Consider the following 23,142-nt stretch of genomic DNA (forward strand, 5'->3'; position numbering starts at 1 on the left):
CGTCGAGCACCGCGTGCAGCCGCTCCACCTCGGCCCGCACGTCCGCGACGCCCGCGATGTCCGCTCCGGCCGCCCCGTGCTCGGCCACCGCTCTCGAAGAACCGCCACTGCGTGCCGGCGAACCCGCGGCCGGGGTGTCAGTGGTGAGCGTCATCGTTCACGCGTCCCAGAGGGCGCCGAAGGTGAGCAGTTCGCCGTGGTACTCGACGCGGTCCGCCCACTGCGCCGGCCACGCGTCAGCGCCCAGGTGGGCGCCCGCGAAGGCGCCGGTGAGCGCGGCGATCGAGTCGGAGTCGCCGCGGGTGCAGGCGGCGCGGCGGAGGGCGGTGAGCGGCTCGTCGGGGAAGAGGAGGAAGCAGAGCAGGGCGGTGGCGAGGGCCTCCTCGGCGATCCAGCCGTCGCCGGTGTACTCGCAGGGGTCGAGCTCCGGGTCGGCGGTGCGCTGGACGGCGTCCAGGCGCTCCAGGACGGCCAGGCACTCGTCCCAGCCGCGCCGGACGAAGTGGAGCGCGTCGGGGTCCTGGGAGCGGGTCCACAGGTCGCCGAGCCAGTGCTCGTGGTAGCGGTCGCGGTTCTCGTACGCGTACGAGCGGAGCCGGCCGACGAGCCCGGCCGGGTCCACGCCCTGGGCGAGCAGGTACACGGCGCGGGCCGTCAGGTCGGAGGCGGCGAGCGCGGTGGGGTGGCCGTGCGTGAGGGCGGACTGGAGCTGGGCGGCGCCGGCGCGCTGCTCGTCGCTCAGGCCGGGCACGAGGCCGACGGGCGCGACCCGCATGTTGGCGCCGCAGCCCTTGGAGTGGATCTGGCTGGCGTCCTGCCAGGTCAGATCGGTCGACAGCAACTGGCAGGCGACCATGCAGGTGCGGCCCGGCGCCCGGTTGTTCTCGGGAGACCGGTACCACTCCACGTACTCCTCCCTGAGCGGCCGCAGCAGCCGCAGCGGGGCGAGCACGCCCCGGTCCATCGCCGTGCGGATGCCCCGGGCGAAGGCGAGGGTCATCTGGGTGTCGTCGGTGACGCGCCCCTTCTCGGGGAGCGTGAGCGACCGCCAGGGGCCGTACCAGCTGGTGATCCTCGGCACGTCGATGAACTCCGTCGGCAGCCCGAGCGCGTCACCGAGCGCCAGCCCGAACAGCGCCCCCGTCGCCGCCTGCTTCGTCCGCTGGGCCATGGTCATTCCGTCCGTCCTTCCGGTCGCAGCAGCGGCGGGTGGAGTGCCGTGGCCTCCCCCGCCCGGTAGAGAGCGGCCGGTTTCCCCCGTCCGCCGGTGCGGCGCGGGGGTGCCTCGACCGGCCGGACGAAGCCGGGGGTGGCGAGGACCTTGCGCCGGAAGTTGGGGCGGTCGAGTGCGACGCCCCAGACCGTCTCGTACACCTGCCGCAGCTCGCCGAGGGTGAACTCGGGCGGGCAGAAGGCGGTGGCGAGACACGTGTACTCGAGCTTGGCGCCGACCCGTTCGCGGGCGTCGGCGAGGATCCGGTCGTGGTCGAAGGCGAGGCCGCCGGCGTCCTCGTACGGCAGCCAGCGCGCCTGCGCCGCGTCCCCGCCGCCGCGCGGCTCGGGCAGGTCGGGGACGAGGGCGGTGAACGCGACGGAGACGACCCGCATCCGGGGGTCGCGGTCCGGCTCGCTGTAGGTGCGGAGCTGTTCGAGGTGGAGCCGGGCGGCGGTGGTGCCGGACAGCCCGGTCTCCTCGGCGAGTTCGCGGCGCGCGGCCCGCTCGGCGGACTCCTCGGGCAGCACGAAGCCGCCGGGCAGGGCCCAGGCACCGGCGTAGGGGTCCTGGCCGCGTTCGACGAGCAGGACGTGCAGGCGGCCGTCGCGGACGGTGAAGACGGCCAGGTCGGCGGTGACGGCGAACGGTTCGAAGGCGTGCTTGTCGTACGTGTCGGTACTCACAGCGGTCTCGGTGCTCAGAGGGCTCACAGGGCTCACAGGTCGTGTGGGGCGGTGAAGTGCCAGCCCTCCGCGAGCAGCGCGTCGACGGCGGCCACGGCCGTCGCGAGGCGCTCCTCGGGCGGGCCGGTGAGGACGACGGTCCGGCGGCCGGTGCGGGCGAGCCGGGTGAGGAGACGGGCTGTCATCCACACCCGCAGGCCCTCGGCGCCGGGCACCGGCGACGGTGTGCCCCGATGGTCGGTCAGCAGCCACAGGTGGTGCCGGCCGCGGGCGGCTATCTCGCCGGTGGCCGGGCTCGAGGTACCGAGGTGGCGCTCGTGCCGGATGCTGAGCGCGAAGGCGTCGCCGTCGCAGAAGAGCACGGGCGAGCCGTCCCGGGCCGCCTCGTCCTCGCGTTCGGCCTGGCGCTGCGCGAGGACGGGGTAATCCTCGGAGCGCAGCCGAGGGTACGGCGGACCTTCCGGCAGTACGTCCGGTACGTGACGGGTACGGGCCCAGGGGCCGCCGCGCCGCCGGTAGTGGTCGGCGAGGGCCCGGACCAGCGTGGTGGCGCCGCTGGACTCGGCGCCGAGGACGACGACCCGCCGGGTGAGCGCGGCCCGCACCGGGGCCGCCAACTCCGCCCAGTGGGCGGCGGGGTCCGTGCGGACGGCGTCGTCGGCTTCGGGCTCCGGGGTGAAGACCGCGTCGACCGGCTCGCGGACCTCCATCTGCTCCGCACCGATGACCAGGGCCTCCGGGTGCAGCTCCCGCATCCAGGCGACGCGGTCGTCGAGCGGCGCGGAGTCGGCGGCGGAGCCGCGGACGAGGACGGTGACGCGGTCGCAGTGCTGAGCGGCGGTGCGGACGAGCCGGTGGTGGCCCGCGTGCGGCGGGTTGAACGCGCCGACGACGAGCCCGTGCCCGTAACGGATCCTGCTCATGCCCCACCCCCCTTCCAGCCTTAAGAGTCACTCTGACTATAAAAGCGGGAGGGCTCGACCACAAGTGCGAATCCGGGACCAGGAGACGGAGACAGGAGACGGAGACAGGAGACGGAGAAGAGAACGCGAGAGAGGCCCGTGACCGCCGGGCGGGCGGTCTCGGGCCTCTCTCAGGAGGGGTGCGGGTGCGGCCTAGAGGCCGACCTCCTTCATCAGCATGCCGACCTCGGTGTTGCTGAGCCGGCGCAGCCAGCCCGACTTCTGGTCGCCCAGGGTGATCGGGCCGAAGGCCGTACGGACCAGCTTCTCGACCGGGAAGCCCGCCTCGGCGAGCATCCGGCGCACGATGTGCTTGCGGCCCTCGTGGAGGACGACCTCGACCAGGTAGTTCTTGCCGGTCTGCTCGACGACCCGGAAGTGGTCGGCGCGCGCGTAGCCGTCCTCCAGCTGGATGCCGTCCTTCAGCCGCTTGCCGACCTCGCGGGGCAGCGGGCCGGTGATGGCGGCCAGGTAGGTCTTCTTCACGCCGTACTTGGGGTGGGTGAGACGGTGGGCCAGCTCGCCGTGGTTGGTGAGCAGGATGATGCCCTCGGTCTCGGTGTCGAGCCGGCCGACGTGGAAGAGCCGCGTCTCGCGGTTGGTGACGTAGTCGCCGAGGCACTGGCGGCCGTCGGGGTCCTCCATGGTGGAGACGACGCCCTCGGGCTTGTTCAGCGCGAAGAACTGGTACGACTGCGTCGCGACGGTCAGGCCGTCGACGCGGATCTCGTCCTTCTCGGCGACGCGCAGGCCCTGCTCGAGGACGATCTCGCCGTTGACCTCGACGCGGGCCTGCTCGATCAGCTCCTCGCAGGCGCGGCGGGAGCCGTAGCCGGCGCGGGCCAGGACCTTCTGCAGGCGCTCGCCCTCCTGCTCGGCGCCCGGGAAGGTCTTGGGGGTCTTGATCTGGGGCTTGTTCGCGTACCGCTCGCGGTTGCGCTCCTCCGCGCGGGCCTCGTACTCGCGCGAGCGCGCCGGAGCCGTGCGGCCGCCGCCGCGCTTCGGGGACTGCTTGGGGCCGCCCTTGGCTCCGCCGCGGGCCGCGTCGCCGCGACCGCGCTTCGGGCCGCCGCCCTGACCGCCGTCGGAGGGACGGCCTGCCATGCCCTCGACGTCGTAGCTGCGCTCCTCGGGGCGGGGGTGACGGGTGCGGCCGGCGCTCTGACCGCCGCCCTGACCGCCCTGGCCGCCCGGACGGCCCTGGCCGCCCTGGCCGCCGCCCTGACGGCCCTGACCGCCCCGCTCGTCGCGGTTGTTCCCCGCGCCCCGGTAGTTGCCGCGGCCGCCGCTCTTGGCACCACGGCTCCCGCCGTTGTTTCCGCTGTTCCTGCCGCTGCTGCTTCGCATCAAACTTCCGTCGTCTTGTCGTCTTCGGCTGCGTCCGGATCGTCTGCATCCGGATCGAACGACGGAACACCCTCCAGACTGTCCGGCTCGACCGCCTCCGCCTCGGGGAGGAAGGGCGCGAGCTCCGGAAGCTCGTCCAGGCCGCGCAGGCCCATCCGCTCCAGGAAGTAGTTCGTCGTCCTGTACAGGATCGCACCTGTTTCGGGTTCCGCGCCCGCCTCCTCGACCAGACCGCGCTGGAGGAGGGTGCGCATGACCCCGTCGCAGTTCACCCCGCGCACCGCGGAGACGCGGGAGCGGCTGACCGGCTGGCGGTACGCGACGACCGCGAGGGTCTCCAGGGCCGCCTGGGTGAGCCGGGCCTGCTGCCCGTCCAGGACGAAGGCCTCGACGGCGGGCGCGTAGGCGGCGCGGGTGTAGAACCGCCAGCCGCCGGCGACGAGCCGCAGCTCGAAGCCGCGGCCCTGGGCGGTGTACTCGTCGGCGAGCTCGCGCAGGGCGTCTGCGACCTCACGCGGGGTGCGGCCCAGGACCTTGGCGAGGTGGGCCTCGGTGGCGGGCTCGTCGACGACCATGAGGACGGCTTCGAGGGCGGGCTTGAGGTCGAGATCGAGGTCGAGATCGAGATCGCTCACGAAGCTGCCTCCTGGTCTTCCGGGTCTTCCGGGTCTTCCTGGTCGAATTCGTCGGTGACGGCGCTCGCCGCGTCCGTCCCGTTCCCGCCGGTCCAGGAGACGGTGAGGTCTCCGAGGGCGGTCTCCTGGTCGAGGGCGACGGCCTTCTCCCGGTAGAGCTCCAGGAGCGCCAGGAACCGCGCCACGACCGTGAGGGTGTCGTCCACGCCCGCCACCAGCTCCCGGAAGCCGAGCGTGCCGTGCTCGCGCAGCAGCGCGACGACCACGCCCGCCTGCTCGCGGACGCTCACCAGCGGGGCGTGGATGTGGTCGACGTACACCTGCGGCTTGGCCTTGGGCTGCATCGCCTTGACCGCGAGCTTCGCGAAGCCCTCGGCCCCGATGGAGATCACGACCTCGGGGAGCAGCTCGGCGTGGTGCGGTTCGAGGCCGACCGTGCGCGGATGGCGCCGCCCCTCCGCCTCCCAGCGCTCGGCGAGGATCTCCGCGACCTGCTTGTACGCGCGGTACTGCAACAACCGCGCGAACAACAGGTCCCGCGCCTCCAGCAGCGCCAGATCCGCCTCGTCCTCGACCTCGGCGGCCGGCAGCAGCCGCGCGGCCTTCAGATCGAGCAGCGTCGCCGCCACCACCAGGAACTCGGTCGTCTGGTCCAGGTCCCAGTCGGGTCCCATGGCCCTGATGTGCGCCATGAACTCGTCGGTCACCTTCGACAGCGCGACCTCGGTGACGTCCATCTTGTGCTTGGCGATCAACTGGAGGAGAAGATCGAACGGCCCCTCGAAGTTCGCCAGTCGCACGGTGAACCGCCCGTCGGCGTCGGAGCCGGCCCCGGAGGGCGCGACGGGCGCTGCGCCGGCGCGGGCCGAAGGCCCGGCCACGGGCCCGGACTCCGCCGCGAGCCCGCCCGGCGGACCGGACAGAGGCCCGCCCTGGGACCCGCCCGCGGACTCCCGCTCGGGCTCGGCCACCGGCTCGGGCACGGCCTCCGATGCGCCCGCGGACTTGGCCGCGCACCCGGATCGGGACTTGGGCACGGCCGAGTGCCCAGGCTCGGCCACAGGCACGGCCTCCGACTCAGACCCGGCCTGAGGGCCGGCGTGAGGCCCGCCCTGGGACCCGCCCGCGGACTCCCGCTCGGGCTCGGCCACCGGTTCCGGCCGCGCCTCCGCTGTCGCCGGGGCCTCCGGTCGCCCCGCCGGCTCGTCGGCCCGCGCGGCGGCAACGCCGAGCGGCGTCGCCGCGGCGACGAGCGCGTCGGAAACGATGGGGTCCCGCTCACGGCGGGCGGCGTCGGCCGCGGGGGCCTCCGCCGCGCCGTGCGCGACGTCGGCGACCTCAGGCCTCGCCGCCGCGACCTCGGGCCCCGCCAGGGGCCCTCGCGCCGCCCCGGGCCCGCGCCCCAGCGCCCTGCGGCGCGGTGGGCGGGACGTTTCGTCAGAGGGTGGGGGCACGGGTGGGTCCTGGTGGAGCGGGGCGGGGTGCGGCTGCGCGCAGCGTAGCGTCAGCGGCCGCGGAGGCGGCGGACGAGGATGCTCGCGTCGCCGCGGGACTCCAGGTCGGCCAGGACGACGGCGACCGCCTCGCGGACGATGCGGCCGCGGTCGACGGCGAGGCCGTGCTCGCCGCGGAGCACCAGGCGGGCGTGCTCCAGGTCCATCAGCTCCTCGGCGGAGACGTAGACCGTGATCTTCTCGTCGTGGCGCTCGCGCCCGCTCGGACGCCGGTTGGCCGCGGTGCGGCCGCGGCGCCGGGCCTGCGCCGGCGCGGTCGCGTCGGTCTCGCGGGAGTCCCGCGAGTCCCGGGCGCGCGGCTCCGCCGCCTCGGAGTCCGCGGGAGCGTGCTCGGCCGGTCCGGAGCCGGAGCCCTCGGCCCCCGCACCCGTCCCCGCGCCCGCCGCCGAGTCGCTCTCGCCCGCCGGTGGCGGCACGGTGCGGCGCGGCGAGGAGGACTGCAGCGCCATCCCCCCGGTCGTACGGAACAGTTCGTCGGCGCCGGGCAGACTCACTCGGCGTGACACCGGGCGAGCACCTCCCTGGCGAGCTGACGGTAGGCGGCGGCGCCCACGCTGTTCGAGGCGTACGTGGTGATGGGCTCGCCCGCGACCGTGGTCTCCGGGAAGCGGACCGTACGGCCGATGACGGTGTGGTACACGTGGTCGTCGAAGGCCTCGACCACACGCGCCAGGACCTCGCGGCTGTGCACCGTCCGCGAGTCGTACATCGTGGCGAGGATGCCGTCGAGCTCCAGGTCGGGGTTGAGCCGCTCCTGGACCTTCTCGATCGTCTCGGTCAGCAGGGCCACACCGCGCAGCGCGAAGAACTCGCATTCCAGCGGCACGATGACCTTGTGAGCGGCCGTCAGGGCGTTCACGGTCAGCAGGCCGAGCGAGGGCTGACAGTCGATCACGATGTAGTCGTAGTCGTTCATCAGCGGCTTCAGGGCGCGCTGCAGCGTCGACTCGCGCGCGACCTCGGAGACCAGCTGGACCTCGGCCGCCGACAGGTCGATGTTGCTCGGCAGCAGGTCCATGTTGGGCACGGCGGTCTTGAGCAGCACCTCGTCCGCCGACATGCCCCGCTCCATGAGCAGGTTGTAGACGGTGAGGTCGAGCTCCATCGGGTTCACGCCGAGGCCGACCGACAGGGCGCCCTGCGGGTCGAAGTCGACGAGCAGCACCCGCCGTCCGTACTCCGCGAGCGCGGCGCCCAGGTTGATGGTCGACGTGGTCTTGCCGACGCCGCCCTTCTGGTTGCACATCGCGATGATCTTCGCCGGGCCGTGGTCGGTCAGCGGGCCCGGGATCGGGAAGTACGGCAGGGGCCGTCCGGTCGGGCCGATCCGCTCGCGGCGCTGGCGGGCAGCGTCGGGTGCGAGGGTGGCCGCGTACTCCGGGTCGGGCTCGTACTCGGCGTCGGGGTCGTAGAAGTGCCCCTCGGGCACCTCGTCATAGGCGGCGAAGTGGGTGGACTCTCGGCCCATCTCGTTGCCGGCCGTGGCGTTCACGTGTAGGCCGTCCGTCATCTTCATCGTATGGGCTGGCGTCATGGGCTGGTGCGTCGCGAAGGTCCGCACCGCGACGGAGCCGATCGGGGCTCCTGGCTCGCCACTCCCGGGAGTAAATGTCGACTCATTCACAAGTCGTCTTACCTCCTTGGAAGTGGTCAGGAACATTTATCGATAGGTCAGCGTGGCACCATGCCGACGGTTGGCGACTCTATGGCGTGTCACCGCTCCGCAGCAACACAATCCGCCGGACCCGGCCCGATGTGTCGGCAACCGAACACCTCTCTGTCAAGGGTGCGCAGGCATGGAACCGCACGTTTCAGGGGTGCGCGAAACGGTTAAAGAGTTACGTTCGAGGCGAGTTGACCAGGCGTCGGAACGTGGCCGGACACACAGCGGGCCGGACCTTGCTCATCAAGGTCCGGCCCGGTGTGTGTGGTTGACGGCCTGAGTTGACAGTCCGTCTAAGGGTGTCAGCCCAGGAGGCTGTTCAGCTCGAGGTGCTCGTAGCCGTGCGCCTCGGCGACCTCCTTGTAAACGACCTTGCCGTCATGGGTGTTGAGACCCTTGGCGAGCGCGGCGTCGCGGCGCAGCGCCTCGACCCAGCCGTTGTTCGCCAGCGACACGATGTAGGGCAGCGTGGCGTTGGTGAGGGCGTAGGTGGAGGTGTTCGGAACCGCGCCCGGCATGTTGGCGACGCAGTAGAAGACCGAGTTGTGGACCTGGAAGGTCGGCTCGGCGTGGGTGGTCGGGTGGGAGTCCTCGAAGCAGCCGCCCTGGTCGATCGCAATGTCGACAAGGACACTTCCGGGCTTCATCTTGGCGACGAGCTCGTTGGTGACCAGCTTCGGGGCCTTGGCGCCCGGGATGAGGACGGCACCGACGACGAGGTCGGCCTCGACGACGGCCTTCTCCAGCTCGAAGGCGTTGGAGACGATCGTCTTGACCTTCGTGCCGAAGATCTTGTCGGCCTCGCGGAGCTTGTTGATGTCGCGGTCGAGCAGGGTCACGTGGAAGCCCAGGCCGATGGCGATCTGCACGGCGTTCCAGCCGGAGACGCCGCCGCCGATGACGACACACTCGCCGGCGTGGGTGCCGGGGACGCCGCCGGGGAGCACGCCGCGGCCGCCGACCGAGCGCATCAGGTGGTAGGCGCCGACCTGCGGGGCCAGGCGGCCCGCGACCTCGGACATCGGGGCGAGCAGCGGGAGCGCGCGGTTGGCGGTCTCGACCGTCTCGTAGGCGATGGCGGTGGTGCCGGAGGCCAGGAGGGCATCCGTGCACTCCTTGGAGGCGGCGAGGTGCAGGTAGGTGAAGAGGGTCTGGTCCTTGCGGAGACGGTGGTACTCCTCCGCGATGGGCTCCTTCACCTTGAGCAGCAGGTCAGCGGTGGCCCAGACCTCGTCGGCGGTGCCGAGGATCTCGGCGCCGGCAGCGACGTACTCCTCGTCCGTGATGGAGGAACCGACACCGGCGTTCTGCTCGATGAAGACCTGGTGGCCGTTGCGGACGAGCTCGTGGACACCGGCAGGGGTGATGGCCACGCGGAACTCGTTGTTCTTGACCTCGCGGGGGATGCCGACCTTCATCGTCGATCACGGTCCTTGAATCAGGGGGATGAAACGGGGGTGATGAATACATACCCGGATGCACAGCGGCACACCGGGACACACCACGTTCGAACGCGGCACACCCAGTCTAATGAAGGAGTTCCCGCTGTCTAGCCTTTCAAAGTACTAATCTTCGATAGAAGCACTGCGGATTTCGTAGGCGGAAGCCTCGCTTCCAAGGAGTCTGTCGGCCGCGGCCCTGTGCAGCCGGGCGGCGGCCGGGTCGCCGAGCCGGTCAAGGGTGTCGGCCAGCCTGAGCTGCAGCGCCGCCTGCAGCCGGACGTCCCCGGCGCGGCGCGCCCAGTCGACGGCCTCCTCGCAGGTCCGCAGGCACTCCTCGGGGCGTCCGGCGTACTCCTGGACGCGCGCGGCCTCGCTCAACGCCCGTGCGTAGCCCGGAAGATCGGCGAGCCGGCGGTAGCCCGCGGCGGCCGCGCGCCAGTTGCGCAGGGCCTCCCCGTACCGCCCGGCGTAGGTGTGCACGGCGCCGAGCCGGCCGTAGAGCCGGGCCTGGTCGGCGCGCTCGTCTCGGGCGAGGCGCTGGGCGAGGGCGCGGCCGTACCAGTCGCCGGCCCGCTGCCAGTCCCCCAGCTCCTGATAGCTGCCACCTACGGATTCCATTGCGCGGCCGGTCGCGTACGGGTCATTTGCTTCCCTTCCCGCGTCCAAAGCCGACCGATATCGCAGCAGAGCGTCGTGGGTGCGACCGGTTCCGGCATCGAGGTCGGCCAGGTTGAGCAGGGCCGCGGCCCGCTCGCGGTGCAGTCCGCGCCGCTCGGCGACGTCCAGGACGAGCCGGTGCAGCCCGTAGAGGTCGGGGGCTGCGGCCTCGGCGCCCCGGTGCGCCGTGAGCGCCCGGACCAGGGCCGCGATCAGCCGGCGGGCCAGGGTGTCGAACTCTCCGTCGGCGACCGCGAGCCGGGCGGCGGCGAGCAGCACCGGGCGGCGGCTGTCGAGCCAGGCGGCGGCGGTGGCGGCGTTCGGGAAGCGCAGGGCGCGCGGCAGGCCGGCGAGCCTGCGGCGGGCCGGGGAGCCCTCGGGTTCGGTGACCGCGCGGCTGGACTGGAGGAGCCGCACGGTCCGCTCCAGCATCCGGGCCCGGGCCAGCTGCACCTCCGCGGGGCGGTCGCGCTCCTCCAGCTCGGCGCGCAGGAGGGGAACGAGGTGGGCGGGGACCTCGTACTGTCCGTCGGACTGCCCGTCGCACCCCCCGGTCCGCGCCGCCGTCTCCCGTACGAGTCCGAGCGCGGCGAAGTCCGCGAGGGTGGTCGCGGCTGCGGAGACGGAGCAGCCGGCCAGGGCGGAGGCGGTGTGGGCGTCGACCCGGCCGAGCGGGGCGAGGCTGAGGTGTCGCAGTATCCGGGCGGCGGGCTGCGGCAGGGACTCGTGGACCAGGGCGAAGGCGCGGCCGACCGGGTCGCCGGTGCGGGCGCGCAGCCGCTTGGTGAGGTCGGCGAGGGAGGCCTGGGGGCGGGCGGCGAGCCAGCCGCCGGCCAGCACGAGCGCGGCCGGCATGCCGCCGCACTCCTCGGCGAGGCTCTCGGCGGCCTGCGGGTCGACGGTGACGCGGACCGAGCCGGTGTAGGCGGTGAGCAGTTCGATGGCGGACTTGGGGTCGAGGCCGCCGAGGGTGCAGGGGCGGACGTCGGGGATGCCGGTGAGCGGGCCGCGGGCCACGCCGACGACCAGGGTGTCCGGGTTGTCGGGGATGAGCGGGTCGACCTGTTCGGCGTCGACGGCGTCGTCGAGCAGCAGCAGCGCGCGGCGGCCTTCGAAGGCTCCACGGACCAGGGCGGCGAGCTCCTCCTCGGCGGCGCCGGGCGGCTGCGCGACGCCGAGCGCGGCGAGCAGGTCCTGGGCGGCGCGGGCGGTGGGGACGGGGTCGCCGCCGGGTTCGGTGAGCCGGGCCCGGAAGACCCCGTCGGGGTAGCGGTCGGCGAGCGCGGCGACGAGTTCGCCGGCGAGCGCGGTGCGGCCGGAGCCGGGCTTGCCGGCGATGAGCAGGACCCGGGCGCGCGGCGCCTTGCGGCCGGTGAGGGTGTCGAGTCCGGTGCGTTCGATGTCGGCGCGCAGCGCCTTCAGCTCCCGCTGACGGCCGTAGAACCGCGCGGGGTCGACCTCCCCCAGACTTCGTCCGGGGGCACCCCCGACCGCCTGATTCGTCACGGGCCACGCTCCGTCCACCTGCGCACCACCATCCCGCGGGGGCTCCGCGCGGGCGTTCTTGAGCGTAGTTCAGGCGGCCCCGCCGACCCGGCGGAGCACGGCGGACAAATCGCCCGATCGGATCACTGGATTGTCGGACCGCCGTGCTCCCCGCGCCGGAAGGGAGTTACGCCTCGAAGGGACGGGCCGGCCACGGTGCGTCCGCCGGGCGCAGCGCGTCCAGGCCGTCCCCGGTCCGGGCCGCCATCAGCGACAGCACGCCGACGACCAGGCAGTTGTTGTGCAGCTCGCCGGCGAGCGCCCCGCGCACGAGGTCGGTGAGCGGCACCCGGGCGAGCTCCATGTCGGCCTCCTCCTCGGAGACCTCGAAGCGCTCGCCCTCCGCCTCGGACAGATCGCGGGCGAGGAAGATCCGTACGGCCTCGTCGCAGCCGCCCGGGGTGGTGTAGACGTCCGTGAGCACCCGCCAGTCCTCGGCCTTGACGTGCGCCTCCTCGTACAGCTCGCGCTGCGCCGCGTGCAGCGGGTTCTCGCCGGGCACGTCGAGCAGTCCGGCCGGGATCTCCCACAGCTTCTGCCGCACCGGGTGCCGGTACTGCTTGAGCAGCAGCACCCGGTCCTGCTCGTCGAGGGCGACGACCGCGACCGAACCGGGGTGGACCTGGTAGTCGCGGCGGGCGACCGAACCGTCGGGCATGACCACGTCGTCCGTGCGGACACTCGTCTTGTTGCCCTGGAAGGGGGTGGTGGTGGCGACGACCCGCCACTCCTCCGGGGTGTCCTGCACCTGCATCGTCGAGTCCTCCCACATACGTCAGCATCTGCACAAGCACATACGAAAGCCGGGGTACGCGCCCTCGCGTGAGGACCCGTACCCCGGCAACGTTAACGCCCGGCGACTACTTGGCCGACGTGCCCGTCTTGCGCTCGACGGCCGCCTTCACCAGGCCCGCGAAGAGCGGGTGCGGGCGGGTCGGGCGGGACTTGAGCTCCGGGTGCGCCTGGGTGGCGACCAGGTAGGGGTGGACGTCCTTCGGGTACTCGACGAACTCGACGAGCTTGTTGTCCGGGGAGGTGCCGGAGAAGACCAGGCCGGCCTTCTTCTCCAGCTCCGCGCGGTACGCGTTGTTCACCTCGTAGCGGTGACGGTGGCGCTCCTCGACGTACGGCTCGCCGGCGTAGGTCTCGCGGACGACCGAGCCCTCGGCGAGCTTCGCCGGGTAGAGGCCCAGGCGCATCGTTCCGCCCAGGTCGCCCGCGCCCTCGACGTACGCCAGCTGCTCCTCCATCGTCGAGACGACGGGGTGCGCGGTGGCCGGGTCGAACTCGGTGGAGTTCGCCTCGGGGATGTCGGCCAGGTTGCGCGCGGCCTCGATCACGATGCACTGCAGGCCGAGGCAGATGCCGAGCAGCGGCACCCTGTTCTCGCGGGCGTACTGGATCGCGCCGACCTTGCCGGACACACCGCGGTCGCCGAAGCCGCCGGGGATCAGGATCGCGTCGCAGTCGCCGAGCTGCTTCTCGGCGCCGGCCTGGGTCTTGCAGTCGTCGGAGGTGACCCACTTGACCTTGACCCGGGCCTTGTTGGCGAAGCCGCCGGCCCGCATGGCCTCGGTCACCGACAGGTAGGCGTCGGGCAGGTCGATGTACTTGCCGACGAGGGCGACGGTGACCTCGTGCTCCGGGTTGTGCACCCGGTCCAGGAGGTCCTCCCAGACGGTCCAGTCGACGTCGCGGAAGGGCAGGTCGAGCTTGCGGACGACATAGGCGTCCAGGCCCTCGGAGTGCAGCACCTTCGGGATGTCGTAGATCGACTTGGCGTCGATCGCGGCGACCACGGCGGCCTCGTCGACGTCGCACATCAGCGAGATCTTGCGCTTGATGGCGGTCGGGACCTCGCGGTCGGCGCGCAGCACGATGGCGTCGGGCTGGATGCCGATGTTGCGCAGGGCGGCGACCGAGTGCTGGGTCGGCTTGGTCTTCAGCTCGCCGGACGGGCCGATGTAGGGCAGCAGCGAGATGTGCACGACGAAGACGTTGTCGCGGCCGACCTCGTGGCGGACCTGGCGGACGGTCTCCAGGAACGGGAGCGACTCGATGTCGCCGACCGTGCCGCCGACCTCGGTGATGACGACGTCGACGTCGTCGGTGGCCATGCGGCGGATCCGGGACTTGATCTCGTTGGTGATGTGCGGGATGACCTGCACGGTGTCACCGAGGTACTCGCCGCGCCGCTCCTTGGCGATGACCTGCGAGTAGACCTGGCCGGTGGTGACGTTGGCCGAGCCGTCGAGGTCGACGTCGAGGAAGCGCTCGTAGTGGCCGATGTCCAGGTCGGTCTCGGCGCCGTCGTTGGTGACGAACACCTCGCCGTGCTGGAACGGGTTCATCGTGCCGGGGTCGACGTTCAGGTACGGGTCGAGCTTCTGCATCGTGACCCGCAGGCCCCGCGCCTTGAGGAGCGCACCCAGGCTGGAGGCGGTCAGGCCCTTGCCGAGGGAGGAGGCGACACCCCCGGTGACGAAGATGTGCTTGGTCGTCGTGGTGTTGGGCGGCATCGCCAAGAGGGGGCTCCCGTGGTCGCGTTCTGGAGGTGCGTACCGGCGTCCCCTCCGGAAGAATCGGGGGGTGCCGTCGCTGCGGTTGCGGGGTCCTCGGCTGTCGCCGTTTCCCACCGGTCCACGGGGTACCAGGGTATCAGCGACATCGGGAGACCGCTTCCGGCCACACGGGGCAGTCGGGTGCACACGGTCCGCGACACGCCGGGCGCGCGGGAGAGCCGGTACGCGCCCAGGCATCCTTGTACCGGTGAGGTCAAGACCCGTTCACCCGATCGGCGCAACACCGTGACGTGCACGGCTCCGCCGCTCACCAGGTGCGTCGTATCCTGCACGGACACGCGCTGCCGAGCCGGACCGGCACGGCACCACCCCCGCCAAGTCAACCGGTGCCAAGAGCTCGTCAACGATCCCTTGACCGCTGATTGACCGCTGACCAGTAAGTCGTCGCCCCGTGGGGCGGACGTGGCCGTTCTGTCTGGAGTGAAAGCACGTGGCCGGGCGCATCGAGGATTACGCACTCATCGGAGACATGCAGACCGCCGCCCTGGTCTGCCGGGACGGCAGTGTCGACTGGCTCTGCCTGCCCCGCTTCGATTCGCACGCCGTCTTCGCGGGACTGCTCGGCACCGAGGAGCACGGCTTCTGGAGAGTCGGCCCCGCGACCCCCGAGAACACCCCCGTCCCGCTCGCCGACCGGCGCCGCTACCGGGGCGACTCGCTGATCCTGGAGTCCGAGTGGGACACCCCGCGCGGCACGGTCCGGGTCACCGACTTCATGCCGCCGCGTGACGGCGCCCCGCAGCTGATCCGGGTCGTCGAGGGCGTCAGCGGCCGGGTGCCGATGCGCTCCAGCCTGCGCATGCGGTTCAGCTACGGCCGGGTGGTGCCCTGGGTGCACAAGGTCGGCGAGCGCACGGTGGCCGTCGCCGGGCCGGACTCGGTCTGGCTGGACGCGGACGTGGAGACCCACGGCCGGAACCTGACCACGTACTCCGAGTTCACCGTCACCCCCGGCGACAGGATCACCTTTACGATCTCCTGGCAGCCCTCGCACAAGGAGCCGCCGCCGCTGCCGGACCCGGAGGGCTCCCTGGAGGCGACCGCCGACTTCTGGCGCGAGTGGGTCGGGCACTGCACGTACCACGGGCCCTACCGGGAGGCCGTGGTCCGCTCCCTGATCACCCTGAAGGCGCTCACCTACGCGCCGACCGGCGGCATCGTCGCCGCGCCCACGACCTCGCTGCCGGAGGAGATCGGCGGCGTACGGAACTGGGACTACCGCTACACCTGGCTGCGCGACGCGGCGATCACCCTCTCCTCCATGCTGCGCACCGGCTACCGCGAGGAGGCCCGCGCCTGGCGGGACTGGCTGCTGCGCGCGGTGGCCGGCGACCCGGAGAACCTGCAGATCATGTACGGCATCGCCGGCGAGCGCGAGCTCGGCGAGGCGGAGCTGGACTGGCTGCCGGGGTACGAGAACTCCGGCCCGGTCCGGGTCGGCAACGGGGCCGCGGGCCAGCTCCAGCTGGACGTGTACGGCGAGGTCACCGAGGCCCTGCACCTGGCCCACATGACGGGGCTCTCCCGCAACGACTACGCCTCGCTGCTCCAGATCAAGCTGATCAACTACCTGGAGACCCACTGGAACCAGCCCGACGAGGGCATCTGGGAGGTGCGCGGCCCGCGCCGGCACTTCGTGCACTCCAAGGTGATGGCCTGGGTGGCGGTGGACCGCACGATCAAGCTGATCGAGTCCGGTGACGCCGACGGCCCGCTGGAGCGCTGGAAGGAGCTGCGCGACGAGATCCACCGGGACGTCTGCGAGAAGGGCTACGACAAGGAGCGCAACACCTTCACCCAGTCCTACGGCTCCCAGGAGCTGGACGCCTCGCTGCTGCTGATCCCGCAGATGGGCTTCCTGCCGCCGGACGACAAGCGGGTCATCGGCACGATCGAGGCGATCCAGCGGGAGCTGTCCACCGAGGACGGCTTCGTGCTGCGCTATCCGACCTCCGGCGCCGAAGCGGGCGTGGACGGTCTGGAGGGCGACGAGGGCGCGTTCCTGGCCTGCTCGTTCTGGCTGGCCGACGACCTGGCGATGATCGGCCGGGTCGACGAGGCCCGCAAGCTCTTCGAGCGTCTCCTTGCGCTCCGCAACGACCTGGGGCTGCTCGCCGAGGAGTGGGACCCGCGGCTGCAGCGGCAGGTGGGCAACTTCCCGCAGGCGTTCAGCCACGTGCCCCTGATCGACACGGCGCTGCGGCTGACGGCCTCGGGGGCGTACGGGGGCTGAGCCGTCCGACACGCGGGGGACGGGACCCGGACCTACGATGAAGGAGTCCTGTCCCCCGCCGGCGAGTGAGCCGAAGGGCGCCGCGGGCGTCGAAAGGGAGAGCGCGCACAGGGCCCGAGGAACGAGGGACCGAGCACGGTCGACCGTCGACGCACGCTGGAGGCGCCCGGAGGCGAACCGAGCCGAAAAAACGAAAGGGGGGCAACGTCATGGCTCCCCAGACCACCCTTCCGGACAGCGCGTTGGCCGGGCTCCGCGAGGATCTGGCCGGTGAGGTGTACCTGCCCGGTGATCCGGGGTACGACGAGGCCCGGACGATCCACAACGGCATGATCGACCGGCGTCCCGCGGTGATCGCCCAGTGTGCGACCCCGGCGGACGTCTCCAACGCGGTCCTCTTCGCCCGCCAGGAGGGGCTGCCGATCGCGGTGCGCGGCGGCGGTCACAGCGTCGCCGGGTCCTCGGTGATCGACGGCGCCCTGGTCGTGGACCTGCGCCGGATGCACGCCGTCGTCGCCGACCCGGAGAACATGACCGTGCGGGTCGAGGGCGGCGCCACCATGGCCCACCTGGACCACGCCTGTCAGCCGTTCCACGTGGCGACCACGGGCGGCCGGGCGTCCACCACCGGGGTGGGCGGTTTCGTCCTGGGCGGCGGATCGGGCTGGCTGGAGCGGAAGTTCGGCCTCGCGAGCGACAATCTGCTGGCCGCCGAGCTGATCACCGCGGAGGGCAAGCACGTCCACACGGACGCGGAGGAGAACCCGGAGCTGTTCTGGGCGCTGCACGGCGGAGGCGGCAACTTCGGGGTGGCGACCTCGCTGACGCTGCGGCTGCACCCGCTGCCGCGGATGAGCATGGCGATGCTGTTCTTCCTGCCGGACAACGCGCCCGAGGTCGTACGGACCTTCCGGGACATCGGCCTGGGCGCGCCGGACGAGGTGGGCGGCGGCGCCATCATGGTGCCGGCGCCGCCGATGCCGTTCGTGCCGGAGGACCTGGTCGGCAAGCTGGTCTGCGGCACGCTGCTCACGTACGCCGGTCCGGTGGAGGAGGTCCGCGAGCTCGTGGCGCCGCTGCTCGCGCTGAAGCCGGTGATCGAGATCGTCACGGACATCCCGTACGTGGAGCTGCAGTCCATGATGGACGACCCGCCGGGGCTGCGGAACTACTGGTCGGCCGAGTACCTGACGGAGTTCCCGGACGTGGCCGTGGACGTCTTCTGCGCGCGCGGCGCGGCGATGCCGATGCCCTCGGCCACCCAGCATGTGCTGTTCCTGATGGGCGGGGCCGTGGCCGCCGGCCCGTCCCAGTACCCGCAGCCGTGGCGTACCGCGCCGTGGGCGGTGCACCCGTTCGCGACCTGGGAGGACCCGGCGCTCGACGAGCGGGCCCGGCAGTGGGTCCAGGACGTGCGGGCCGACGCGCAGCCGTGGTCGGTCGGCGCGACGTATCTGAACTTCACCGGTGCGGAGGGCGAGCAGCGGATCGTCTCCGCCTTCGGGGAGAGGAACTTCCGCCGGCTCGCCGCGGTGAAGGCCGAGTACGACCCCGACAACGTCTTCCGCTTCAACCACAACATCACGCCGGCCGGAGCCTGAACCGGCGGGCCGCTACCTGAGCGCGGCGATCACCTCCTTCGCCGCGCGCTCGCCCTCGGTCGCGCCGCCTTCCATGAAGCCCTGGAAGTCGTAGCTGCAGTGCTCGCCGCCGATGTGGATGTTGCCCTGCGCGGTGCCCTCGTAGCCGGCGTACCGGTGGAGGTAGCCCACCGGCCAGTACGAGTAGGCGCCGAGCGAGTACGGGTTGAGGTGCCACGCGGACAGCTGGGCGCGGCCGGTCCAGGCCCGGGACGTGCCCGGGAAGAAGGCGTCGACGTCCTTGAGGTAGCGGGTGGCGAGGTCCCGTACGTACGGGTCGGACTCGAAGTCGAACGGCCCTGCCGGGGCGAGGGACTTGGCGAGGGTGCCGCCGCCGTACTGGAGGAGGATGCCGCCGGTGCCGCCCTGGACCTTGGTGGTGTCCCAGGTCTGCTGCACCTCGCTGTCGGTGAAGCAGTCGCCGGAGGAGACTCCGGGCCAGGGGCCGGTGCCGCGCCAGGGGCGGGTGGCGAACTGCATGTTGAGCTTGGTGCAGTAGCCCATGCGGGCGTCCCGCAGCAGGTTCGTCATCAGCGGGTCGAAGCCGGCCCGGCTGAGGTCGAGCCGCTGGAGGATCGGCAGCGGCACGCACAGGATCGTGTGGTCGGCGGTGACGGTGCGGGTGGTGCCCGCCTCGGTGAAGGTGAGCGTCTGGGTGCCGTCGGAGTTGGCCCGTACGGCGTCGAGCGACCAGCCCATGCGCAGGGTGCCGGGGTTCAGCGCCCCGGCGATGGCGTTCGGAAGGCGGTCGTTGCCGCCGACGATGTGGTAGCGCTCGTTGGACAGGCCCCAGATGTTGAAGTTGCCGGGATTGGTCTGATAGCCCATCAGCAGGACGAGGGCGAGCGAGGACTGGTCGACGGTGTCCGCGCCGTACTCGACGTTGTAGGCGACGTCGAAGAGGCGGCCGAGCGGTGAGGTGTGCCCGCCGGGGACGCGGCTCTCGATCCAGTCGTACAGCGTCATGGTGTCGAGGGCGGTGCCGGTGGGCGTGGTCTGGTTCCACTTCACCTCGCCCGCGTCGAGCAGGTCGCGGTGGAGCTGCTGGTAGACGGCGTTGAAGTCCTCGTCGGCCCGGGCGCGCGGGTAGTAGCCGCCGTTGAACCAGAGGACCTCCTCGGCGCCGTTGGGCCCGCCGCCGAGGAAGTCCTCGGTGGCGAGGCCGAAACGGCGACAGAGCTCCAGCATCTTCTTGTGGCTGGTGTCGATGAGCTCGCCGCCGATCTCGGAGGTCTGCCCGTACGCCCAGTGCTCGCGCTGGCTGTACATCCGGCCGCCGACCCGGCCGGGGTTGGCCTCGTAGAGCACGGGGCTGAGGCCGGCGTCCTGGAGGGTGAGGGCCGCGGTGAGGCCGGCGATGCCGGCGCCGACGACGGCGACCCGGGCGGGGGTGGCGGCGCGGGCGGCGGCCGGGGCGGCGACGGCGGTGCCCGCGGAGACGGCGATGCCCGCGGCGGCGGCGTACTTGAGGAGGGTGCGGCGCCCGAGGGCGTCGCTTCGCATCTCCCGCAGTTCGGCGACGGGGAGGTGGAGCCGTCGGGCGTCGGCGTGCTCGGCGGCGAGGCGCTTCAGGAGGTGCATCGGGTTGGTGCGTGCCATGGGGCGCTCCTGGAGGGGAGGTGTCAGCTGGTGCGGGTCAGCTGGTGAGGTGTCAGCTGTGCGCTGCCGGTGCGGGGCTTGGCGTGCTGCTTTCGTCGGTGCGCTCGGCGGCGTCCTCCAGGACGATCCGGCCGATGATCTCGTAGCGCTCGGGGCGCCGGAGCCTGAGGTACCAGCCGAGGCCGAGGCCGCCGACGAAGACGGCGCCGACGGTCCACGGGATGGCCTTGAAGAACAGCGAGTCGGCGGCGAGACCCGCCGCGGTCTCCATGTTCATGACCAGGAGGACGACGACCGCGATCATGCCGATGCCGCCGAGGAGCGGCGCGGTGAAGGTCTTGAACCAGTGCCGGTCCTCGGGGTGGTTCTTGCGGAAGTAGCCGATGACGGCGAACGAGCAGAGCGTCTGCACGATGAGGATCGCCATCGTTCCGAGGATCGCGAGCAGCGTGTAGAGGTGGATGTACGGGTCCTGGCCGGTCAGCCAGAAGGCACCGACGAGGATCACGGCGATCACGCTCTGCACGAAGGAGGCGATGTACGGGGAGCCGTGCCGCGCGTGGGTGCGGCCGAGCGCCGGGTGCAGGAAGCCCTCGCGGCCGATGGCGTAGAGGTAGCGGGACGCGCACTGGTGGAATGCCATGCCGCAGGCGAAGGAGCCGGTGAGCAGCAGCCACTGGAAGGCGTCGACGGCCCAGCCGCCGATGAAGGACTTCGTGGGCGCGAAGAACAGGTCGAGCGGCGCGGCGGACGCGGCCAGCTTGACCGAACCGGCCAGGCCGTTGCCGGCGATGGTCATCCACGACACGTAGATGTAGAAGAGGCCGACGCCGACGACGGAGATGAGCGTGGCGCGCGGGATGACCCGCTTGGGGTCGCGCGACTCCTCCCCGTACATCGCGGTCGACTCGAAGCCGACCCACGACCAGAAGGCGAAGAAGAGGCCGAGGCCGGCGGAGGCGCCGGTGAAGGCGTTCTTCGGGTTGACCGGCGAGGCGGGGATGCCGTCGGGGCCGCCGCCGGCGATCAGGACGGCGGTGGCGACGGCGAAGAGGACCGCGATCTCGGCGACCAGCATCACGCCGAGCGCCTTGGCGGTGAGGTTGATGTCGAAGTACGACAGGACGGCGGTGACCGCGAGCATCACGGCCGCGTACCCGATCCACGGCAGGTCCACGCCGAGCTGGGCGGCCACGGTCGTCTTGGCGAAGTAGGCGAAGACGCCGACGATCGAGGCCTCGAAGACGATGTACGCGAGGACGGCGAGCATGCCGGAGGCCATGCCGGCGATCCGGCCGAGGCCGTGCGAGATGTAGCCGTAGAAGGCGCCGGCGGCGGTGATCCGCTTGGCCATGGCGACATAGCCGACCGAGAAGACGGTCAGGACGACGGTCGCGAAGAGATAGCCGGCGGGGGCGCCGGTGCCGTTGCCGAAGCCGACGGCTATGGGGAGGTTGCCGGTCATCGCGGTGATCGGCGCGGCGGTGGCGACCGCCATGAAGACGACGCCGACGAGGCCGACCGAGTTCGCCTTGAGCCGCTGGACCTGAGGGGCCTGCTGCCCGGCCGGGGTGGACCCGGGCGGGGCCGGCGCTGGGGTGGAGTTCTCTGCCATGGCGCGAGAGCATCCTCTTGAGTGATGTAGGCCACAATCGACATCCGGTCGCACAATTCGCGCCAGGGAGCGACGAGTTGTCGCCTGCGTGTACGAACTGTCCGCCCCGTTAACCTCGTGGTGATGTCGCGGTGACGGCTTCGGCGGGTAGCGTCCGCCCATGTCCATGGAAAGTCAGGGCGGGATCACCGTGCAGCGGGCGCTGGAACTCCCGGGGCTGCGCAGCGGACTCCCCGAGGTCGTCGCGGGCGCCGACCGGCTGCACCGCACCGTGCGCTGGGTGCACGCCGGCGAGGTGCCGAACATCGCGTCGCTGCTCAAGGGCGGCGAGCTGCTGCTCACGACCGGCATGGGGCTCGGCACCCGCCCGGCGGAGCAGCGCGCCTTCGTGCGGCGGCTCGCGGAGCGGGGCATCGCCGCGCTGGTGGTGGAGCTGGGCCCGCGGTTCGCGCGGTTGCCCGCGACGATCGTCGAGACGGCGAGGACGGCGGGCCTGCCCCTCGTCCAGCTGCACCGCGAGGTGCCCTTCGTCGCCGTGACGGAGGAGATCCACACCGAGATCGTCAACGGCCACTACGCCCTGCTCCGGCAGGCCGAGGAGGTCCACCGGCAGTGCACCGAGGCGCTGCTCGGCGGCGGCGGGGTGCCGCAGGTGCTGCGGATCCTGGCGGACTTCGCGCTCAACCCGGTGTTCCTGGAGACCGCGGACGGTCAGCTCCTTTACGCGGCGGGCACCGAGTCCGAGCCCGCCGACCCGCTCCAGGTCTGGGACGGGCTGCGCGGGCAGCGGGCGGCGCGGGAGTCGGGGCCGCCGACGGGGGCGGTGCTCGTGGACGTGCCGGGCGGAGGCCCGGGCAGCTCGTCGGTGCGCGCCCGTCTGGTGCTCCTTGCCGTCTCCTCTCCCCTCTCCCCCGTCCACCGGATGGCCGCGGAGCGGGCCGCGGGGCTGCTGGCCGTCGTGCTGATGCAGGCCCGCCAGGAGGAGGAGCTGGCCGCGCGCGGCCGGGGCGACTTCCTCACCGACCTCGCCGAGGGCCGGATCGCGGCGGAGGACGCGCCGGCGCAGGCCCGGGTGCTGGGCTTCAAACCGGGCGACGGCCCGCTGCTCCCCGTCGTGATGCGGCTCGCCTCCGAGCTCTCCCCGTCGGGCAACTGGGCGCTGCTCGCGCGGGCGGTCCTCGAAGAGCTCTCCGCGGTCGGCGTCCCGGTGCTGCTGGGCGTCCGCCCGGTGGAGGGCCGGGTGCCGCTGCTGCTCGGCCTGCGCTCGGAGTCCGAGCGCACGGCGGTCGCCGACCGCGTCGCCGCCGCGCTGCGCGCCGGCGTGGAGCGGGCCGGCCTGGAACGCGCGGGCGTCCACCCCCCGGTCGTCGTGGTCGGCGTCGCCGGCGGCTGGGCGGCGGCCTCGGCGGGCCTCCGCCACGCGGCGGAGACCGCGACGGCGGCCCAGGGCCTGAGCGACCTCCCCTGGTACGACGCCCGCCGCCTCGACACGGACCTGCTCCTGTGGCGCCTCCGCGACCACCCGGACCTCGCCGCCTTCGTCGACCGCGCCATCGGCCCCCTCCGCGACCACGACCGCACCTCCCGGCCGCCCCTCCTGCCCACCCTGGAGACCTACCTGGCCCACGCGGGCCGCAAGGCCGAAACCGCCCGCGAACTCCACCTCAACCGCCAGACGCTCTACAACCGCCTGGCGAGGATCTCGGAACTCCTGGGCACGGACCTCGACGACCCCCAGACGGTACTCGCGCTGAGCCTGGCGCTGAGGGCGAGGCGGCATACGGGGTAGGGGAGGAGGACCGGGGGGAC

General features: G+C 72.3%; 17 protein-coding genes. 3 read left to right on the forward strand and 14 right to left on the reverse strand.

Annotation, left to right across the window (positions count from 1 at the left end; translation table 11 throughout):
• Positions 1-157: 157 nt before the first annotated feature.
• The 12 genes from ACIRSU_RS27680 to ACIRSU_RS27735 form a co-directional block, all read right to left on the reverse strand.
• A complete protein-coding gene (locus ACIRSU_RS27680) occupies positions 158-1,177 on the reverse strand; it encodes an ADP-ribosylglycohydrolase family protein (protein WP_403797422.1) in 1,020 nt (339 codons plus the stop codon).
• The gene (locus ACIRSU_RS27685) at positions 1,174-1,899 is read right to left on the reverse strand and encodes an NUDIX hydrolase (RefSeq protein ID WP_403797425.1); all 726 of its coding nucleotides are present in this window, start codon (positions 1,897-1,899) and stop codon (positions 1,174-1,176) included. Before ACIRSU_RS27685 ends, ACIRSU_RS27680 begins: the two co-directional genes overlap by 4 nt.
• A 32-nt stretch (positions 1,900-1,931) precedes the next feature.
• Positions 1,932-2,822 (reverse strand): AAA family ATPase, encoded by an 891-nt coding sequence (locus tag ACIRSU_RS27690; RefSeq protein WP_403797427.1) that lies wholly within the window; start codon positions 2,820-2,822, stop codon positions 1,932-1,934.
• A 192-nt stretch (positions 2,823-3,014) separates the two neighbouring features.
• Entirely contained in the window at positions 3,015-4,208 is a 1,194-nt protein-coding gene (locus ACIRSU_RS27695; RefSeq protein WP_403797430.1) for a pseudouridine synthase, read from the reverse strand.
• Complete coding sequence (scpB, locus tag ACIRSU_RS27700; RefSeq protein ID WP_403797529.1) at positions 4,208-4,783, reverse strand: SMC-Scp complex subunit ScpB; 576 nt, start codon at positions 4,781-4,783, stop codon at positions 4,208-4,210. The genes ACIRSU_RS27695 and scpB overlap by 1 nt, the downstream gene beginning before the upstream one ends.
• 56 nt (positions 4,784-4,839) lie before the next feature.
• Complete coding sequence (locus ACIRSU_RS27705) at positions 4,840-6,297, reverse strand: segregation/condensation protein A (protein ID WP_403797433.1); 1,458 nt, start codon at positions 6,295-6,297, stop codon at positions 4,840-4,842.
• 50 nt (positions 6,298-6,347) lie between these two features.
• Complete coding sequence (locus ACIRSU_RS27710; RefSeq protein ID WP_403797532.1) at positions 6,348-6,851, reverse strand: hypothetical protein; 504 nt, start codon at positions 6,849-6,851, stop codon at positions 6,348-6,350.
• Positions 6,848-7,873, reverse strand: coding sequence for a ParA family protein (locus ACIRSU_RS27715; RefSeq protein WP_365346797.1), 1,026 nt, complete (start codon positions 7,871-7,873; stop codon positions 6,848-6,850). The genes ACIRSU_RS27710 and ACIRSU_RS27715 overlap by 4 nt, the downstream gene beginning before the upstream one ends.
• A 449-nt stretch (positions 7,874-8,322) precedes the next feature.
• Positions 8,323-9,438 carry an alanine dehydrogenase gene (gene ald, locus ACIRSU_RS27720; protein ID WP_403797436.1) on the reverse strand — a complete coding sequence of 372 codons (1,116 nt, stop codon included), beginning with the start codon at positions 9,436-9,438 and terminating at the stop codon, positions 8,323-8,325.
• 147 nt (positions 9,439-9,585) lie between these two features.
• On the reverse strand, positions 9,586-11,625 hold the full coding sequence (locus ACIRSU_RS27725) for a tetratricopeptide repeat protein (protein WP_403797439.1): 2,040 nt from the start codon (positions 11,623-11,625) through the stop codon (positions 9,586-9,588).
• Positions 11,626-11,791: 166 nt separating this feature from the next.
• Positions 11,792-12,418, reverse strand: a complete 627-nt coding sequence (locus ACIRSU_RS27730; RefSeq protein WP_403797442.1) for an NUDIX domain-containing protein — start codon at positions 12,416-12,418, stop codon at positions 11,792-11,794.
• A gap of 106 nt (positions 12,419-12,524) precedes the next feature.
• Positions 12,525-14,183: a CTP synthase gene (locus ACIRSU_RS27735; RefSeq protein WP_403797534.1), complete on the reverse strand. Its 1,659-nt coding sequence runs from the start codon at positions 14,181-14,183 to the stop codon at positions 12,525-12,527.
• Positions 14,184-14,676: 493 nt separating this feature from the next.
• On the opposite strand from ACIRSU_RS27735, the gene ACIRSU_RS27740 reads away from it, so the two are divergent.
• Together ACIRSU_RS27740 and ACIRSU_RS27745 are read left to right on the forward strand one after the other, a co-directional pair.
• On the forward strand, positions 14,677-16,479 hold the full coding sequence (locus ACIRSU_RS27740; RefSeq protein WP_403797445.1) for a glycoside hydrolase family 15 protein: 1,803 nt from the start codon (positions 14,677-14,679) through the stop codon (positions 16,477-16,479).
• Between the two features lie 209 nt (positions 16,480-16,688).
• On the forward strand, positions 16,689-18,080 hold the full coding sequence (locus ACIRSU_RS27745; RefSeq protein ID WP_403797448.1) for an FAD-binding oxidoreductase: 1,392 nt from the start codon (positions 16,689-16,691) through the stop codon (positions 18,078-18,080).
• Positions 18,081-18,092: 12 nt separating this feature from the next.
• On the opposite strand, the gene ACIRSU_RS27750 is transcribed toward ACIRSU_RS27745, so the two are convergent.
• Together ACIRSU_RS27750 and ACIRSU_RS27755 are read right to left on the reverse strand one after the other, a co-directional pair.
• Complete coding sequence (locus ACIRSU_RS27750) at positions 18,093-19,718, reverse strand: flavin monoamine oxidase family protein (protein WP_403797451.1); 1,626 nt, start codon at positions 19,716-19,718, stop codon at positions 18,093-18,095.
• 52 nt (positions 19,719-19,770) lie between these two features.
• A complete protein-coding gene (locus ACIRSU_RS27755; protein ID WP_403797454.1) occupies positions 19,771-21,333 on the reverse strand; it encodes an APC family permease in 1,563 nt (520 codons plus the stop codon).
• Between the two features lie 166 nt (positions 21,334-21,499).
• On the opposite strand from ACIRSU_RS27755, the gene ACIRSU_RS27760 reads away from it, so the two are divergent.
• Positions 21,500-23,122, forward strand: coding sequence for a PucR family transcriptional regulator (locus ACIRSU_RS27760; protein WP_403797536.1), 1,623 nt, complete (start codon positions 21,500-21,502; stop codon positions 23,120-23,122).
• Positions 23,123-23,142: the final 20 nt, after the last annotated feature.

This window comes from Streptomyces sp. NPDC101160, assembly GCF_044768205.1.
GTDB lineage: Bacteria > Actinomycetota > Actinomycetes > Streptomycetales > Streptomycetaceae > Streptomyces.

What these genes read in the sequence shown, in the direction of transcription:
- ACIRSU_RS27730 (WP_403797442.1), bottom strand. Translation starts at nt 12,418, where the DNA reads ATGCAGGTGCAGGACACCCCGGAGGAGTGGCGGGTCGTCGCCACCACC.
- ACIRSU_RS27715 (WP_365346797.1), bottom strand. Translation starts at nt 7,873, where the DNA reads ATGAAGATGACGGACGGCCTACACGTGAACGCCACGGCCGGCAACGAG.
- ACIRSU_RS27760 (WP_403797536.1), top strand. Translation starts at nt 21,500, where the DNA reads ATGGAAAGTCAGGGCGGGATCACCGTGCAGCGGGCGCTGGAACTCCCG.
- ACIRSU_RS27695 (WP_403797430.1), bottom strand. Translation starts at nt 4,208, where the DNA reads ATGCGAAGCAGCAGCGGCAGGAACAGCGGAAACAACGGCGGGAGCCGT.
- ACIRSU_RS27690 (WP_403797427.1), bottom strand. Translation starts at nt 2,822, where the DNA reads ATGAGCAGGATCCGTTACGGGCACGGGCTCGTCGTCGGCGCGTTCAAC.
- ald (WP_403797436.1), bottom strand. Translation starts at nt 9,438, where the DNA reads ATGAAGGTCGGCATCCCCCGCGAGGTCAAGAACAACGAGTTCCGCGTG.
- ACIRSU_RS27735 (WP_403797534.1), bottom strand. Translation starts at nt 14,183, where the DNA reads ATGCCGCCCAACACCACGACGACCAAGCACATCTTCGTCACCGGGGGT.
- ACIRSU_RS27745 (WP_403797448.1), top strand. Translation starts at nt 16,689, where the DNA reads ATGGCTCCCCAGACCACCCTTCCGGACAGCGCGTTGGCCGGGCTCCGC.
- scpB (WP_403797529.1), bottom strand. Translation starts at nt 4,783, where the DNA reads ATGGTCGTCGACGAGCCCGCCACCGAGGCCCACCTCGCCAAGGTCCTG.
- ACIRSU_RS27750 (WP_403797451.1), bottom strand. Translation starts at nt 19,718, where the DNA reads ATGGCACGCACCAACCCGATGCACCTCCTGAAGCGCCTCGCCGCCGAG.
- ACIRSU_RS27680 (WP_403797422.1), bottom strand. Translation starts at nt 1,177, where the DNA reads ATGACCATGGCCCAGCGGACGAAGCAGGCGGCGACGGGGGCGCTGTTC.
- ACIRSU_RS27755 (WP_403797454.1), bottom strand. Translation starts at nt 21,333, where the DNA reads ATGGCAGAGAACTCCACCCCAGCGCCGGCCCCGCCCGGGTCCACCCCG.